Source organism: Vogesella fluminis (genome assembly GCF_014652335.1).
Classification (GTDB): domain Bacteria; phylum Pseudomonadota; class Gammaproteobacteria; order Burkholderiales; family Chromobacteriaceae; genus Vogesella; species Vogesella fluminis.
The window spans coordinates 1-14,263 of record NZ_BMYP01000024.1; the positions used below are offsets into that span (position 1 = coordinate 1).

Sequence of the window (14,263 nt, forward strand, 5' to 3'; positions counted from 1 at the left end):
CCTGGAAAACCGGACCGGAGTTCGGCCCTGAAATTTACACCACCTTGACGGACGCTATCCGCAGCGGCTATTTGTGGTACAGATAAACCCTGCAATCAAACGATCGTTTTGTTTTCGTTGACGCTGGTGACAGCCACTGTTAGTTTTCTTGCTGGCCTGCAGTGCGACGAATCGATCCGCACGCGACCAGGCTCCTGCTCTTTGCCATCTGGCAGTAGTGGGCCGGGCCACACCAACACGAGGAGAAATGACATGAACAGCGCGGCAAAATGGGCAGCAGCACTGGCAATCGGTGCCTGCACCAATATGGCACTGGCCGCCGGTGCCGGCGGTACCTGGAAAACCATCGACGATGAAACCAGGCAGGCCAAGGCACTGGTGGAAATCAGCGAGACTGCCAGTGGCGAGCTGTCCGGCAAGATCGTGAAGCTGTTTGCCAATCCGGACGCGGTCTGCGACAAGTGCGAGGGCCCGCTGAAGGGCAAGCCGGTGGTGGGCATGACCATCCTCACCGGCCTGAAAAAAGGCGGTGACGGCTGGGAGGGCGGCAAGATTCTTGATCCGAAATCCGGCAAGGTATACAGCGCCAAGGCCAAGCTGGCCGAGGCCGGCAAGAAGCTGGAGGTGCGCGGCTTCATCGGCATGGCGCTGCTGGGCCGCACCCAGACCTGGGAACGCCAGTAAGCCGGCCGCCGCGGCCATCGCGGCCGCACCAGGCAGCAATCGACGGGACAGCTTGGGCTGTCCCGTTTTGCATGGGTACAATGCGGTCATGAACTCTCCTGCCGATATCGCCGGCCAGCCACCACTGGCCGCGCCCGCCACCGCCAAGAAACTGGAGAAGCTGGGCATCCGCCGCCGCTTCGACCTGGTGCTGCACCTGCCGCTGCGCTACGAGGACGAGACCCACCTCTACCCGATCGCCCAGGCGCCGTACGGCCAAGCGGTGCTGGTGGAGGGAGAGGTCACCAACTGCGAGGTACAGTTCCGTCCGCGCCGGCAGCTGGTGGCGCAGATCGAGGACAAGAGCGGCAGGTTGGTGCTGCGCTTCATCCACTTTTACCCCAACACGCAGCAGGCGCTGGCCAGGGGCCGCCGCGTGCGGGCGCTGGGCGAGGTGCGGCGCGGTTTCTTCGGCGACGAGATGGTGCACCCGAAGCTGCGCGAGGTGCATGAGGGCGACCCGCTGGCCGACAGCCTGACCCCGGTCTATCCCACCGTCAACGGCCTGACCCAGCCGGTACTGCGCCGCCTGATCCACGCCGAACTGAAGGCGCAGCCGATGCCGGAGACGCTGCCGGACGACATCCGCCGTCGTCTGGGACTGATGCCGTTTGCCGACGCGGTGCAGCTGCTGCACCGTCCCGGGCCGGAGTACTCCGCCACCCAGCTCACCGACGGCAACCTGCCGGCCTGGCAACGGCTGAAGTTCGACGAGCTGCTGGCGCAGCAGCTGTCGATGCGGCTGGCCTACCGCGCGCGGCGGCAGGGTAGTGCACCGGTGATCGCCGGCGACGGCAGCCTGCGCGCGCGGCTTGCGGCCAACCTGCCGTTTGCGCTGACCGGTGCGCAGCAAAAGGTGCTGGCCGAGATCGTCGCCGATCTGGCGCTGCCGCACCCGATGAACCGCCTGCTGCAGGGCGATGTCGGCAGCGGCAAGACCATCGTGGCGGCGCTGGCGGCACTGGCGGCGATCGAGGCCGGTTTCCAGGTGGCGCTGATGGCGCCGACCGAGATCCTGGCCGAGCAGCACTACGTGAAGCTGGCCGCCTGGCTTGCACCGCTGGGTATCGAGGTGGCGTGGCTGTCCGGCAGCCTGCGCAAGAAGGCGCGCGGCGAGATGGCCGTCCGCATCGCCAGCGGCACGGCGCGGCTGGCAGTCGGTACCCACGCGCTGTTCCAGGACGACGTTGCCTTCAGCCGGCTGGGCCTGGTGATCGTGGACGAGCAGCACCGTTTCGGCGTCGGCCAGCGGCTGGCCTTGCAGCAGAAGGGCGCCGCCCCGCACCAGCTGATGATGTCGGCGACGCCGATCCCGCGCACGCTGGCGATGAGTTTCTACGCCGACCTCGACGTGTCGGTGATCGACGAGCTGCCGCCGGGACGCACGCCCATCGTCACCAAGCTGATCAGCGCCGAACGCCGTGACGAGGTGGTGCGCTTTGTGGATAAGGCCTGCCGCGAGGGTAACCAGGTGTATTGGGTGTGTCCGCTGATCGAGGAGTCGGAAACGCTGCAGCTGCAGACGGCGGTCGATACCCACGCGGTGCTGGTGGAGGATTTGCCGCAATGGGGCGTCGGGCTGGTGCACGGGCGCATGAAACCGGCCGAGAAGGCCGAGGTGATGGCCCGCTTCATCCGCAACGAGCTGCAGCTGCTGGTGGCCACCACGGTGATCGAGGTCGGTGTCGACGTGCCCAATGCCAGCCTGATGGTGATCGAGCACGCCGAACGTATGGGCCTGGCGCAGCTGCACCAGCTGCGCGGCCGCGTCGGCCGGGGCGCGGCCAAGAGCAGCTGCGTGTTGCTATTCGAGACGCCGCTGTCGGAGCTGGCCAAGGCGCGGCTGAAGGTGATCTACGAGAACACCGACGGCTTTGAAATTGCGCGTCAGGACCTGAACATCCGCGGCCCTGGCGAATTCCTCGGTGCCCGCCAGAGCGGCCTGCCGATGCTGCGCTTTGCCGATCTGGAGGCCGATATCGAGCTGCTGGAGGCCGCGCGCGAGCTGGCACCGCAGCTGCTGCAACGTTGGCCGCAATATGCGCAGGCACATCTGGCGCGCTGGCTGGCAGGCCGCGAACACTTCCTGAAGGCGTGAAGGTTGGCCGCATGCGGCCAACCTTCACGGTATGAAAAAGGGCTGCCCGCGGGCAGCCCTTGCCATTTGCGCAGTCGCGCTTACGTGAACAACTTCACACCAGTGTAGTACAGGCCGATGGCCAGACCCATGCTTACCGGCAGGGTCAGTATCCAGGTCAGGGCAATGGTTTTCACGGTCGAGAAGTGGATGCCGGCCTTGTTCACCAGCATGGTACCCGCCACCGCGCTGGAAAGGATCTGGGTGGTCGATACCGGTGCACCGATCAGGCTGGCAAGGCCGATGGACGCCGCAGACATGGTCTGTGCCGCCATCCCCTGCGCATAAGTCATGTCTTCCTTGCCGATTTTTTCGCCCACGGTATGCACCACGCGCTTCCAGCCGATCATGGTGCCCATGCCGATGGCCAGTGCCACTGCGACGATCACCCAGCTCGGTGCATACTCGGTGGTTGCGGACAGATCCTTCTGGATACCCTTGAGCTGCTTCTTGTCTACGTCGCTGATGCCGGCAACCTTGCCGATTTTCTTCGCGGCATCGCCAAGACAGATCAGCTGGGTGCGGACATCCCAGCGCGCGGCCTCCGGCAACTGCTGCAAGGACTTGGCATCGCCGATGGTGCTCAGCAGTACGCCACTTTCCTCCACCACCTTGGACACGCCGCAGGTGTGATTGCCGTTTGCCGGGTACTTGGCGTCGATGATGATCTGGTTGCGCTGGTACATCTCCTTGAGCTGCACCGCGGCGATCTTGGTGTGCTCGATCTGCAGCGGCTCGGCATCCAGATTGACCACGAACTGCGCCGGTGCCAGCGCGATCAGTACCAGCATCACCAGGCCGACACCTTTCTGGCCGTCGTTGGAGCCATGGGTGAAGCTCATGCCCATCGACGACACGATCAGCATGAAGCGCGCCCAGAACGGCGGGTGCTTGCGGCCCTCGATCTGCTGGCGCTGGAACGGCGACTTGTGGATGTTGGACAGCGGGCGTGCCTTCAGCAACGCGAACAGCATCAGGCCGGCCAGACCGGCACCAAACAGCGGCGACACGAACAGCGACAGGAACACGTCGATGGCCTTGCTCCAGTTGATGCCGCTGCCGATCGATTCGCCGGTGAGCAGCGCGTTGCCGATGCCGACGCCGAGGATGGCGCCGATCAGGGTGTGCGAGCTGGATGCCGGGATGCCGAAGTACCAGGTGCCGAGGTTCCACACGATGGCCGAGGCCAGCAATGCGAACACCATCACCATGCCTTGCACGGACTGGATGTTGAGCAGCAGCTCGGTCGGGATCAGGTTGACGATGGCGTAGGCCACGGCCAGGCCGCCAAAGAACACGCCGAGGAAGTTGAAAAGGCCGGACAGCAGCACGGCGGTCTGCGGTTTCATCGACTGGGTGTAGATGACGGTTGCCACGGCGTTGGCGGTGTCATGGAAGCCGTTGATGAATTCAAAGGCGAGTACGAAGGTGACCGATAGTACCAGCGTGATCGCGAGCGATGTGTCCAGTCCCGAAAGAAGTTCCAGCATGATTTGATGTGTAAGGCGTTATCAGAAAGGCGGGATTCTTGGGGTTGCAAGATGACACGTCAAGCGCTTGTAACAATCTTTTTGCGGCGCGTTTGAAATGTGCCAAAGGTATGGGTTTCCGGCTTGACAGTGTTGTATTTTGGATATGGCTAATTTGCTGATTTGAAAAGAAAAATGCCTCCGTTCTGGAGGCATTTCCGGGCTGTAATAAAACAGTAATATTTAGCCGAATTTACCGGTGATGTAGTCTTCGGTCTCCTTGCGCCTGGGCGCAGTGAAGATATCGTCGGTGGCGCCAAATTCCATCAGCTCGCCCAGGTACATGTAGGCGGTGTAGTCGGAGACCCGGGCCGCCTGCTGCATGTTGTGGGTGACGATGGCAATGGTGTAGTCCTGTTTCAGTTCGTGGATCAGTTCTTCGATGTGCGCGGTGGAGATCGGGTCCAGAGCCGAGGTTGGCTCGTCCAGTAGCAGCACTTCCGGGCGGGTGGCGACGCCGCGGGCGATGCACAGGCGCTGTTGCTGGCCGCCGGACAGTGAGTTTCCGGACTGCTTCAGCTTGTCCTTCACCTCATTCCACAGCGCCGCCTTGCGCAGCGCCCATTCCACGCGATCGTCCATTTCGCTGCGCGACAGGTTTTCGTACAGTTTCACGCCGAAGGTGATGTTGTCGTAGATCGACATCGGGAACGGTGTCGGCTTCTGGAACACCATGCCGACACTGGCGCGCAGCATGTTCACGTCGACCGACTTGGTGAGGATGTTCTGGTTGTCGAGCAGAATCTCGCCTTCGGCGCGCATGCCGGGATACAGCTCGAACATGCGGTTGAAGGTGCGCAACAGCGTCGATTTGCCGCAGCCGGACGGGCCGATGAAGGCGGTGACCTTGCCGGCCGGGATGTCGAGGTTGACCTTCTTCAGCGCGAGGAAGTTGCCGTAGTAAAAGTTCAGGTCTTTTACCTTGAGCTTGATTGCTTGTTCAGTCATGGTGCGTCAAGCCTTAATGAGATTGGGTTTTCTGACGGCCCAGCCAGCGGGCAATAATGTTCAGGGTCAGTACGCTGAGCGTGATCAGCAGTGCGCCGGCCCAGGCCAGTGCGTGCCAGTCTTCGTACGGGCTCATCGCGAACTGGAAGATCACGATCGGCAGGTTGGCCATTGGCTGGTTCATGCCGCTCCAGAACTGGTTGTTCAGCGCGGTGAACAGCAGCGGTGCGGTTTCGCCGGAAATGCGTGCCACCGCCAGCAGGATGCCGGTAATCACGCCGGCCTTGGCCGAGCGCAGCGTCACGTACATGGTCACCTTCCACTGCGGTGCGCCGAGGGCGATCGCCGCTTCGCGCAGGCTGTTCGGCACCAGGCGCAGCATGCTCTCGGTGGTGCGCACCACTACCGGAATCACCAGCAGCGACAGCGCCAGCGCGCCGGCCCAGCCGGAGAAGTGGCCCATGGTCACCACGTACATCTCGTAGATGAACAGGCCGATGACGATGGACGGCGCCGACAGCAGGATGTCGTTGATGAAGCGGGTGGCTGGCGCCAGCCAGCCGCGCTCGCCGAATTCTGCCAGGTACACGCCGGCGAGAATGCCGATCGGGGTGCCGAGCAGGGTGCCGAAGAAGGTCATTTTCAGCGAGCCGGCGATGGCGTTGATCAGGCCGCCCTCGGAGCCGGGCGGTGGCGTGATTCTGGTGAACACGTCCACATTCATGCCGGCAAGGCCATGGGCGAGCAAGGTGTACAGGATCCACGCCAACCAGAACAGGCCGAACCCCATCGCCAGCAGCGAGGCGGTCATGTTGAAGCCGTTGACGAAACGGCGCCGGGCGTAGATGGCATTGTTGCGCGAGTATTTGCTTGGGTGTGCCGACATGGTGCGATCCGTATTGGACGAACGGGCGGTCAAGGTAGTAGTCATCATGCTCCCGCTCAGGAATTACGGCCTTCCTGCTTCTTCAGTTGCAGCAGCAGCAACTTGGAGCAGGACAGTACGACAAAGGTGATGAAAAACAGGATCAGGCCGAGTTCGATCAGCGCCGCCATGTGGAATTCGCCGGTGGCTTCGGCGAACTCGTTGGCCAGGGCCGAGGCAATCGAGTTGCCGGCATCGAACAGGCTGGTGGACAGGTTGGTGGAGTTGCCGATCACGAAGGTGACCGCCATGGTCTCGCCCAGCGCACGGCCCAGCCCCAGCATGATGCCACCGATGACGCCGGTCTTGGTGTAGGGCAGTACCACGTTGCGGATCACCTCCCAGGTCGTGCCGCCCAGGCCGTAGGCTGATTCCTTCAGCATTGGTGGCACCACCTCGAACACGTCGCGCATCACCGAGGCAATGAACGGAATCACCATGATCGCCAGGATCAGGCCGGCGGTGAAGATGCCGATGCCCATCGGCGCACCCTGGAACAGGAAGCCGACCAGTGGCCATTCACCAAGATTTTCCATGATCCACGGCTGCACGTGATCGCCGAACAGCGGCGCGAATACGAACAGGCCCCACATGCCGTAAATGATGGACGGGATGCCGGCCAGCAGCTCCACCGCGATGCCCAGTGGCCGCTTCAGCAGCGGCGGGCAGATCTCGGTCAGGAAAATGGCAATGCCGAAGCTGACCGGGACTCCGATCAGCAACGCGATAAAAGAGGTCACCAGGGTGCCGAAAATCGGCACCACCGCGCCATAGTTTTCTGATACCGGATCCCATTCGGTACTGGTCAGAAAGCCCCAGCCAAAGTGCCGGATGCTGGGCATGGCGCCGATGACAAGTGAAATCAGGATGCCGACCAGCAGGGCTAGCACCAGGAAGGCAAAGACCCGGGTGGTCAAGCGGAACAGCGAATCCAGCATCATCTGGCGTTTCAGGTTGGCGCCGTTGCTTAGTTTTTCCATGAAAATCTCTTGGTCTGATTGGCAGACAAAAAGCCGAGGAGGTCCTCCCCGGCTTGTACTTCAGTCTTGCAGCAGCTTACTTCCAGACCGGGGAGCCGGAGGTGGCGGTGATCTGCTTCCAGCTGTTGCGGATTACCGTCTTCACATTGGCCGGCATCGGCACGTAATCCATCTGGGTGGCGGTGTTGTCGCCGTTGCTGTAGGCCCAGTCGAAGAATTTCAGTGCTTCCTGTGCCTGCTCCGGCTTGTCCTGCTTCTTGTGCATCAGGATGAAGGTGGCGCCGGAGATCGGCCAGCTGTCCTTGCCGGGCTGGTTGGTCAGGATCAGGTAGAAGCCGGGGGCCTTGGTCCAGTCAGCGTTGGCTGCAGCGGCCTTGAATGTCAGGTCATCCGGATTGACGAACGTGCCGGCGGCATTCTGTACCTGGGCATGTGCAATCTTGTTCTGCTTGGCGTAGGCATATTCCACATAACCGATGGAACCCTTGATACGGGTTACATAGTTGGCCACGCCTTCATTGCCCTTGCCGCCGACGCCGGTTTTCCAGTTCACTGCGGTGCTCTCGCCGATGGCGGATTTCCACTCCGGCGAAACCTTGGACAGGTAATTGGTGAAGATGAAGGTGGTGCCGGAGCCGTCGGAGCGGCGTACCACGGTGATTTTCTGGTCCGGCAGCTTCACGCCCGGGTTCAGCTTGCCGATGGCGGCATCGTTCCAGTTGGCGACCTTGCCAAGGTAGATCTCGGCCAACAGCGGACCGGACAGCTTCAGTTGACCGGCACCGATGCCCGGTACGTTAACGACCGGCACCACGCCGCCGATCACGGTCGGGAACTGGGTCAGGCCGTGTTTGTCCAGATCCTCCGGCTTCAGCGGCATGTCGGAAGCACCGAAATCAACGGTCTTCGACTGGATCTGCTTGATACCACCACCGGAACCGATGGACTGGTAATTCATGTTGTTGTTGGTCTTGGCCTTGTAAGCCTCGGCCCATTTGGCGTACAGCGGGTACGGGAAGGTGGCGCCAGCCCCGGTGATGTCGGCCGCAAACGCATTGCTTGCAACAAAACCGGAAACCACCAGCGTGGCGGCCCAACGAATAGAATGTTTCATGCTTGCTCCTAGAGTTCACGACTGGTTTCGATGCAGGCATCCTAAGGGAGGCTCTTTGCAGAAATATTACAGTCATGACCATGCACAGTAATGTAGTACCCGCTGATATAATTTGCCCATTAAAAACAGCACTCAGGGTATTCGGCATGACTGGCAAACTGGTAATCGGCAACTGGAAGATGAACGGGCGGCTTGCGGCCAACCTTGTGCTGATCGAGGCGCTGCAGGCCGATGCGGCCGTGCAGGCGGCCCGGGTGGCGGTAGCGCCGCCGTTTGCCTACCTTGGGCAGGCTGCTGCGCTGCTGGCTGGCAGCAATATTGCGCTGGCGGCACAGGATGTCAGCGCCTTTGACAAGGATGGTGCCTACACTGGCGAGGTCAGTGGTGCGATGCTGGCCGATGTCGGCTGTCGCTATGTGCTGATCGGCCACTCCGAGCGCCGCCAGTATTTTGCCGAAGGTCACGACTTGCTGGCGCGCAAGCTGCAGGCCGCCGTCGCTGCCGGCCTGATTCCCGTCTATTGCGTAGGCGAAACGCTGGCCGAGCGCGAAGCCGGTACCTATAAGGCGGTGATTGCCGGGCAGTTGGCGGTACTGGGCGCGCTGGCCGGCTATGACTGCGTGGTGGCGTATGAGCCGGTATGGGCGATCGGTACCGGAAGGGTTGCCAGTATCGAGCAGATCGACGATATGCACCAATATATCCGGGAGGCTTTGTTGCAATGCCATGGTGCTTCTGGTAGTATTCGCGTCCTCTATGGAGGCAGCGTCAAGGCCGACAATGCAGAGGCGATTTTTGCGCTGCAGAGTGTCGATGGCGCCTTGGTTGGCGGGGCATCTCTGGATGTCGATAACTTTGGGCGAATTTGCCAGGCTGCTAAAAAAACGGTATAGTATGGAACTTCTGAATACATTAGCACTCGTTGCCATGCTGGTTTCTGCGCTGGCAATCATCATTCTTGTCCTGATGCAGCATGGCAAGGGTGCGGATATGGGTGCGGCTTTCGGTAGTGGTGCATCGGGTAGTCTGTTTGGTGCCACCGGTTCCGCAAATTTTCTGAGTAGGGCTACTGCGATTGCGGCAGTCGTATTCTTTTCGTCCTTGATGGTTATTGGTTTCTTTCATTCCTCGGCCAAGACGGAATTGGGCGTGATGAGTGGGGTTTCCAGCCAGTCTGCATCGCCACTCCCGAGCGACGCTGATAAGAGCAAGGCCTCTGGTTCTGTGATTCCAGAGTAAAAATCGAGTTTGTATAGTGCCGACATGGTGAAATTGGTAGACACGCTATCTTGAGGGGGTAGTGGCCATAGGCTGTGTGAGTTCGAGTCTCACTGTCGGCACCACATTCAAAAAGCAGGCCATCGGGAAACCGGTGGCCTGTTTTACTTGGAGCCAAGGAGGTCTTTGACCTCCTTTCTTTTAGAGGTGCGCGGGAAATGCTGCAAAATTACTTTCCCATTCTGATGTTCGTTGTCGTCGGCCTGCTGGTTGGCGTCGGTCCATTGCTTCTGGGGTGGCTGTTGGCCCCGAATCGTCCTGATCCTGAAAAGCTTTCTCCATACGAATGCGGCTTCGAAGCATTTGAAGATGCGCGTATGAAGTTTGACGTCCGGTATTACCTGGTCGCCATTCTTTTCATTCTCTTCGATCTGGAAATTGCCTTTCTCTTTCCGTGGGCGGTTGTGCTCAAAGAACTGGGCATGTATGGCTTTGGCGTCATGATTGAGTTCATTACGGTGCTGACCATCGGTTTCGTCTACATGTGGAAAAAGGGAGCTCTGGAATGGGAGTAGAAGGCGTTCTTGAAAAGGGCTTTGTCACCACGACGGCTGACAAGCTCATTAACTGGACCCGTACTGGTTCCCTGTGGCCGATGACCTTCGGTCTGGCCTGCTGTGCGGTGGAGATGATGCATGCGGGTGCTGCCCGTTATGACCTCGACCGTTTCGGTATCGTGTTCCGTCCCAGTCCACGTCAGTCCGACCTGATGATTGTCGCCGGTACCCTGTGCAACAAGATGGCTCCGGCCCTGCGCAAGGTGTACGACCAGATGGCCGAGCCACGCTGGGTAATTTCCATGGGCTCCTGTGCCAATGGCGGCGGCTACTATCACTACTCTTATTCTGTCGTTCGCGGCTGTGATCGTATTGTTCCGGTTGATGTTTATGTGCCGGGCTGTCCGCCGACTGCAGAGGCGTTGCTTTACGGCATCATCCAGCTGCAGAACAAGATCAAGCGTACCAATACTATCGCCCGCTGAGGTTAAACCATGGCATCCAGAATGGAAGTGCTCAAGTCGGCGGTAGAGCGTGTGCTTGGCAGCAAGGTTGTATCGGCCAAGATTGCGCTCGGTGAGCTGACTATCGTCTGTAAATCCGTGAACGTGACCGAAGCAATGACCACATTGCGCGATCACCCAGAGTTGGCGTTCGAACAGTGTATCGACGTCTGCGGCATGGACTACAGCACCTACCAAGACCAACCACAAGACGGCCCGCGTTTTGCAGTGGTCTATCATTTGCTGTCCCTCGTGCACAACGTGCGCCTGCGTGTGCGCGTATTTGCCGAGGATGACGATTTCCCGGTCGTGCCCAGCGTGGTGGAAATCTGGAATACGGCCAACTGGTTCGAGCGCGAAGCATTCGACCTGTTCGGCATCATCTTCGAAGGTCATCCGGACCTTCGCCGCATCCTTACCGACTACGGTTTTGTCGGTCACCCGTTCCGCAAGGACTTCCCGCTATCCGGCCATGTCGAGATGCGTTACGACGCAGTTCAGCAGCGCGTGATCTACCAGCCGGTCACCATCGAACCGCGTGAGATTACGCCACGCATCATTCGCGAGGAGAACTACGGTGGCTGATATCCGTAACTACACCCTGAACTTCGGTCCGCAGCACCCGGCCGCGCACGGCGTATTGCGCCTGGTGCTGGAGCTGGATGGCGAGGTGGTGCAGCGTGCCGATCCGCATATTGGCCTGCTGCATCGCGGCACCGAGAAGCTGGCCGAAAGCAAGACCTTTATCCAGTCGTTGCCATACATGGACCGTCTCGACTACGTGTCGATGATGTGCAACGAGCATGCCTACTGCCTGGCGATCGAAAAGCTGGCCGGTATCGACGTGCCGGAACGTGCCCAGTACATCCGCGTGATGTTTGCCGAAATCACCCGTATCCTTAATCATCTGCTATGGATCGGTGCGCACTCCATCGACATCGGCGCGATGACCATGTTCCTGTACGCGTTCCGCGAACGCGAGGACCTGATGGACTGCTACGAGGCGGTTTCCGGTGCCCGTCTGCACGCGGCCTACTTCCGTCCGGGCGGTGTCTATCGCGACCTGCCGGACAGCATGCCGCAGTACAAGGCTTCCAAGATCCGCAACGCCAAGGAAATCGCGCGCCTGAACGAAACCCGCAAGGGCTCGATGCTCGATTTCATCGAAGACTTCACCAACCGCTTCCCGGCCTGTGTCGATGACTACGAGACCCTGCTGACGGATAACCGCATCTGGAAGCAGCGTACGGTCGGTATCGGCGTAGTGACCCCGGAACGTGCCAAGAATCTGGGGATGACCGGCCCGATGCTGCGTGGTTCCGGCATCGCCTGGGACTTGCGCAAGATGCAGCCGTATGACGTGTACGACCGCATGGAGTTCGATATTCCTGTCGGCGTTACCGGCGATTGTTATGACCGGTATCTGGTACGCATGGAAGAAATGCGCCAGTCCAACCGCATCATCCGGCAGTGTGTAAAGTGGCTGAAGGCCAATCCCGGTCCGGTCATTACCGATAATCACAAGTTTGCCCCGCCTAGCCGTGAAGACATGAAGAGCAATATGGAGGAGTTGATCCACCATTTCAAACTCTTCACCGAAGGCATGCATGTGGCTGAGGGCGAGGCCTATGCTGCTGTAGAACATCCGAAAGGCGAGTTCGGCATCTATCTGGTTTCCGATGGCGCCAACAAACCTTACCGTCTGAAAATCCGTGCGCCAGGCTATGCCCATCTGGCCAGTCTGGATGAAATGTCTCGTGGCCACATGATTGCCGACGTTGTCGCCATCATTGGTACTCAGGACGTGGTATTTGGGGAGATCGACCGCTGATGTTATCCGCAGAATCGCTTGCAAAAATTGACCGTGAGCTTGCCAAGTATCCTGCCGACCAGTTCCGGTCTGCCATCATGGGTGCCTTGCGCATTGCCCTGACCGAGCGTCGTGAAACCGGTGTCACGCCGGAGGCGCGCTGTCTCAATGCCGAAGTGATCGAGTTTGTTGCCAATTATGTCGGCATCCCGCCGGTGGCAGCTTATGAGGTTGCAACATTTTACAATATGTATGATATGAAGCCTGTCGGCAAGTACAAGCTGACAGTCTGCACCAACCTGCCTTGTGCCTTGCGTGGTGGCGTCAATACAGCCCACTACATCGGGGAGAAACTGGGTATCGGCATCGGTGAAACCACTGCCGACGGCAAGTTCACCCTGCTGGAAGGGGAGTGCATGGGCGCCTGTGGTGACGCGCCGGTACTGCTGGTGAACAACCATAAAATGTGCAGCTTCATGACACGCGAAGCTATCGATAAGAAACTGGCGGAGTTGGAATAATGGCAGTTTTCGTCAATGGCGTGATTTTCGAGGGCGTGGACACCGCCGCTCCGGACTGCTGGCGCCTCGAGGCCTATATGGCTCGCGGTGGCTATCAGGCCCTCAAGAAGATTCTTGATAGCAAGATTCCCCAGGAAGACGTGATCGCCGAAGTGAAGAACTCCGGCCTGCGTGGCCGCGGTGGCGCCGGTTTTCCGACCGGCCTGAAGTGGAGCTTCATGCCGCGCTCCTTCCCCGGTGACAAGTATGTGGTCTGTAACACCGACGAGGGTGAGCCCGGCACGTTCAAGGATCGCGACATCATCCGCTACAATCCGCACGCACTGATCGAGGGCATGATCATTGCCGGTTACGCGATGAGTGCCAAGGCGGGCTACAACTATATCCACGGTGAAATATTCGAGGCCTACGAGCTGTTCGAAGAGGCGCTGGACGAGGCGCGCAAGGCCGGTCTGCTGGGGCAGAACATTCTCGGCACCGACTTCAGCTTCGACCTGTTCGCACACCACGGCTACGGCGCCTACATCTGCGGCGAAGAAACCGCGCTGCTGGAATCGCTGGAAGGCAAGAAAGGCCAGCCGCGCTTCAAGCCGCCGTTCCCGGCCAGCTTCGGCCTGTACGGCAAACCGACCACCATCAACAACACCGAGTCCTTCGCCTCCGTGCCGTTCATCATCCGTGACGGCGCACAGAAGTTTCTCGAGGCGGGCAAGCCGAACAACGGTGGTACCAAGCTGTTCTCCGTTTCTGGCCATGTCAACCGCCCCGGCAACTACGAGATTCCGCTGGGTACTCCGTTCGCCACGCTGCTGGAAATGGCCGGCGGCATGAAGGACGGCAAGAAGCTCAAGGCAGTGATTCCGGGTGGTTCGTCGGCACCGGTGCTGCCGGGTGAGGTGATGATGGAGCTGACCATGGATTACGACAGTATTTCCAAGGCCGGTTCGATGCTGGGTTCCGGTGCGGTCATCGTGATGAACGACGACGTATGCATGGTCAGGGCGCTGGAGCGACTGGCCTACTTCTATCACGAAGAGTCCTGCGGCCAGTGCACGCCATGCCGTGAAGGCACCGGCTGGCTGTACAAGGTGATCCATCGCATCGCCAATGGCGAAGGCCGTGACGGCGATCTGGAGCTGTTGGAATCTGTCGGGAACAATATGGCGGGCCGCACGGTTTGCGCCTTGGCTGACGCAGCCGTGTTCCCTGTTCGTAGTTTCACCAAGCACTTCCGCAATGAGTTTGAATATCTCATTAAGCACAAGAAGCCCTTGGTGGATCACAAATGGTGTTGAGCG

At 59.9% G+C, this 14,263-nt stretch carries 15 protein-coding genes and 1 tRNA gene; 11 read left to right on the forward strand and 5 right to left on the reverse strand.

The genetic code is table 11. The features are described from left to right. Positions 1-252: 252 nt before the first annotated feature. Together IE083_RS10325 and recG are read left to right on the forward strand one after the other, a co-directional pair. Positions 253-684, forward strand: coding sequence for a DUF2147 domain-containing protein (locus IE083_RS10325; protein WP_189353522.1), 432 nt, complete (start codon positions 253-255; stop codon positions 682-684). 88 nt (positions 685-772) lie between these two features. Further along, on the forward strand, positions 773-2,821 hold the full coding sequence (gene recG, locus IE083_RS10330) for an ATP-dependent DNA helicase RecG (RefSeq protein ID WP_189353523.1): 2,049 nt from the start codon (positions 773-775) through the stop codon (positions 2,819-2,821). 80 nt (positions 2,822-2,901) lie between these two features. On the opposite strand, the gene IE083_RS10335 is transcribed toward recG, so the two are convergent. The 5 genes from IE083_RS10335 to pstS all read right to left on the reverse strand — a co-directional run bounded on the left by IE083_RS10335 (position 2,902) and on the right by pstS (position 8,356). Further along, complete coding sequence (locus IE083_RS10335) at positions 2,902-4,350, reverse strand: inorganic phosphate transporter (protein ID WP_189353524.1); 1,449 nt, start codon at positions 4,348-4,350, stop codon at positions 2,902-2,904. A gap of 222 nt (positions 4,351-4,572) precedes the next feature. Further along, positions 4,573-5,337, reverse strand: a complete 765-nt coding sequence (gene pstB / locus IE083_RS10340) for a phosphate ABC transporter ATP-binding protein PstB (protein WP_189353525.1) — start codon at positions 5,335-5,337, stop codon at positions 4,573-4,575. 13 nt (positions 5,338-5,350) lie between these two features. Then, the gene (pstA, locus tag IE083_RS10345; protein ID WP_189353526.1) at positions 5,351-6,223 is read right to left on the reverse strand and encodes a phosphate ABC transporter permease PstA; all 873 of its coding nucleotides are present in this window, start codon (positions 6,221-6,223) and stop codon (positions 5,351-5,353) included. A 56-nt stretch (positions 6,224-6,279) separates the two neighbouring features. Further along, positions 6,280-7,242, reverse strand: coding sequence for a phosphate ABC transporter permease subunit PstC (gene pstC, locus IE083_RS10350; RefSeq protein WP_189353527.1), 963 nt, complete (start codon positions 7,240-7,242; stop codon positions 6,280-6,282). Positions 7,243-7,318: 76 nt separating this feature from the next. Further along, positions 7,319-8,356 carry a phosphate ABC transporter substrate-binding protein PstS gene (gene pstS, locus IE083_RS10355; protein ID WP_189353528.1) on the reverse strand — a complete coding sequence of 346 codons (1,038 nt, stop codon included), beginning with the start codon at positions 8,354-8,356 and terminating at the stop codon, positions 7,319-7,321. Between the two features lie 146 nt (positions 8,357-8,502). Here pstS and tpiA point away from each other — a divergent pair, with 146 nt between their 5' ends. From tpiA to nuoF, 9 genes are all read left to right on the forward strand, one after another. Continuing rightward, entirely contained in the window at positions 8,503-9,249 is a 747-nt protein-coding gene (tpiA, locus tag IE083_RS10360; RefSeq protein WP_189353559.1) for a triose-phosphate isomerase, read from the forward strand. Position 9,250: 1 nt separating this feature from the next. Continuing rightward, entirely contained in the window at positions 9,251-9,595 is a 345-nt protein-coding gene (gene secG, locus IE083_RS10365) for a preprotein translocase subunit SecG (RefSeq protein WP_189353529.1), read from the forward strand. A gap of 18 nt (positions 9,596-9,613) precedes the next feature. Beyond that, a tRNA-Leu gene (locus IE083_RS10370) sits at positions 9,614-9,699 on the forward strand. Between the two features lie 93 nt (positions 9,700-9,792). Further along, positions 9,793-10,149 carry an NADH-quinone oxidoreductase subunit A gene (locus IE083_RS10375; RefSeq protein ID WP_047966923.1) on the forward strand — a complete coding sequence of 119 codons (357 nt, stop codon included), beginning with the start codon at positions 9,793-9,795 and terminating at the stop codon, positions 10,147-10,149. After that, complete coding sequence (locus IE083_RS10380) at positions 10,140-10,616, forward strand: NuoB/complex I 20 kDa subunit family protein (protein WP_047966924.1); 477 nt, start codon at positions 10,140-10,142, stop codon at positions 10,614-10,616. Before IE083_RS10375 ends, IE083_RS10380 begins: the two co-directional genes overlap by 10 nt. Positions 10,617-10,625: 9 nt before the next feature. Beyond that, positions 10,626-11,219, forward strand: a complete 594-nt coding sequence (locus tag IE083_RS10385; protein WP_189353530.1) for an NADH-quinone oxidoreductase subunit C — start codon at positions 10,626-10,628, stop codon at positions 11,217-11,219. Then, entirely contained in the window at positions 11,212-12,465 is a 1,254-nt protein-coding gene (locus IE083_RS10390; RefSeq protein ID WP_189353531.1) for an NADH-quinone oxidoreductase subunit D, read from the forward strand. The genes IE083_RS10385 and IE083_RS10390 overlap by 8 nt, the downstream gene beginning before the upstream one ends. Further along, positions 12,465-12,965: an NADH-quinone oxidoreductase subunit NuoE gene (gene nuoE, locus IE083_RS10395; protein WP_189353532.1), complete on the forward strand. Its 501-nt coding sequence runs from the start codon at positions 12,465-12,467 to the stop codon at positions 12,963-12,965. Before IE083_RS10390 ends, nuoE begins: the two co-directional genes overlap by 1 nt. Continuing rightward, positions 12,965-14,260: an NADH-quinone oxidoreductase subunit NuoF gene (gene nuoF / locus IE083_RS10400; protein ID WP_189353533.1), complete on the forward strand. Its 1,296-nt coding sequence runs from the start codon at positions 12,965-12,967 to the stop codon at positions 14,258-14,260. Before nuoE ends, nuoF begins: the two co-directional genes overlap by 1 nt. Positions 14,261-14,263: the final 3 nt, after the last annotated feature.

What these genes read in the sequence shown, in the direction of transcription:
- IE083_RS10325 (WP_189353522.1), top strand. Translation starts at nt 253, where the DNA reads ATGAACAGCGCGGCAAAATGGGCAGCAGCACTGGCAATCGGTGCCTGC.
- recG (WP_189353523.1), top strand. Translation starts at nt 773, where the DNA reads ATGAACTCTCCTGCCGATATCGCCGGCCAGCCACCACTGGCCGCGCCC.
- IE083_RS10335 (WP_189353524.1), bottom strand. Translation starts at nt 4,350, where the DNA reads ATGCTGGAACTTCTTTCGGGACTGGACACATCGCTCGCGATCACGCTG.
- pstB (WP_189353525.1), bottom strand. Translation starts at nt 5,337, where the DNA reads ATGACTGAACAAGCAATCAAGCTCAAGGTAAAAGACCTGAACTTTTAC.
- pstA (WP_189353526.1), bottom strand. Translation starts at nt 6,223, where the DNA reads ATGTCGGCACACCCAAGCAAATACTCGCGCAACAATGCCATCTACGCC.
- pstC (WP_189353527.1), bottom strand. Translation starts at nt 7,242, where the DNA reads ATGGAAAAACTAAGCAACGGCGCCAACCTGAAACGCCAGATGATGCTG.
- pstS (WP_189353528.1), bottom strand. Translation starts at nt 8,356, where the DNA reads ATGAAACATTCTATTCGTTGGGCCGCCACGCTGGTGGTTTCCGGTTTT.
- tpiA (WP_189353559.1), top strand. Translation starts at nt 8,503, where the DNA reads ATGACTGGCAAACTGGTAATCGGCAACTGGAAGATGAACGGGCGGCTT.
- secG (WP_189353529.1), top strand. Translation starts at nt 9,251, where the DNA reads ATGGAACTTCTGAATACATTAGCACTCGTTGCCATGCTGGTTTCTGCG.
- IE083_RS10375 (WP_047966923.1), top strand. Translation starts at nt 9,793, where the DNA reads ATGCTGCAAAATTACTTTCCCATTCTGATGTTCGTTGTCGTCGGCCTG.
- IE083_RS10380 (WP_047966924.1), top strand. Translation starts at nt 10,140, where the DNA reads ATGGGAGTAGAAGGCGTTCTTGAAAAGGGCTTTGTCACCACGACGGCT.
- IE083_RS10385 (WP_189353530.1), top strand. Translation starts at nt 10,626, where the DNA reads ATGGCATCCAGAATGGAAGTGCTCAAGTCGGCGGTAGAGCGTGTGCTT.
- nuoE (WP_189353532.1), top strand. Translation starts at nt 12,465, where the DNA reads ATGTTATCCGCAGAATCGCTTGCAAAAATTGACCGTGAGCTTGCCAAG.
- nuoF (WP_189353533.1), top strand. Translation starts at nt 12,965, where the DNA reads ATGGCAGTTTTCGTCAATGGCGTGATTTTCGAGGGCGTGGACACCGCC.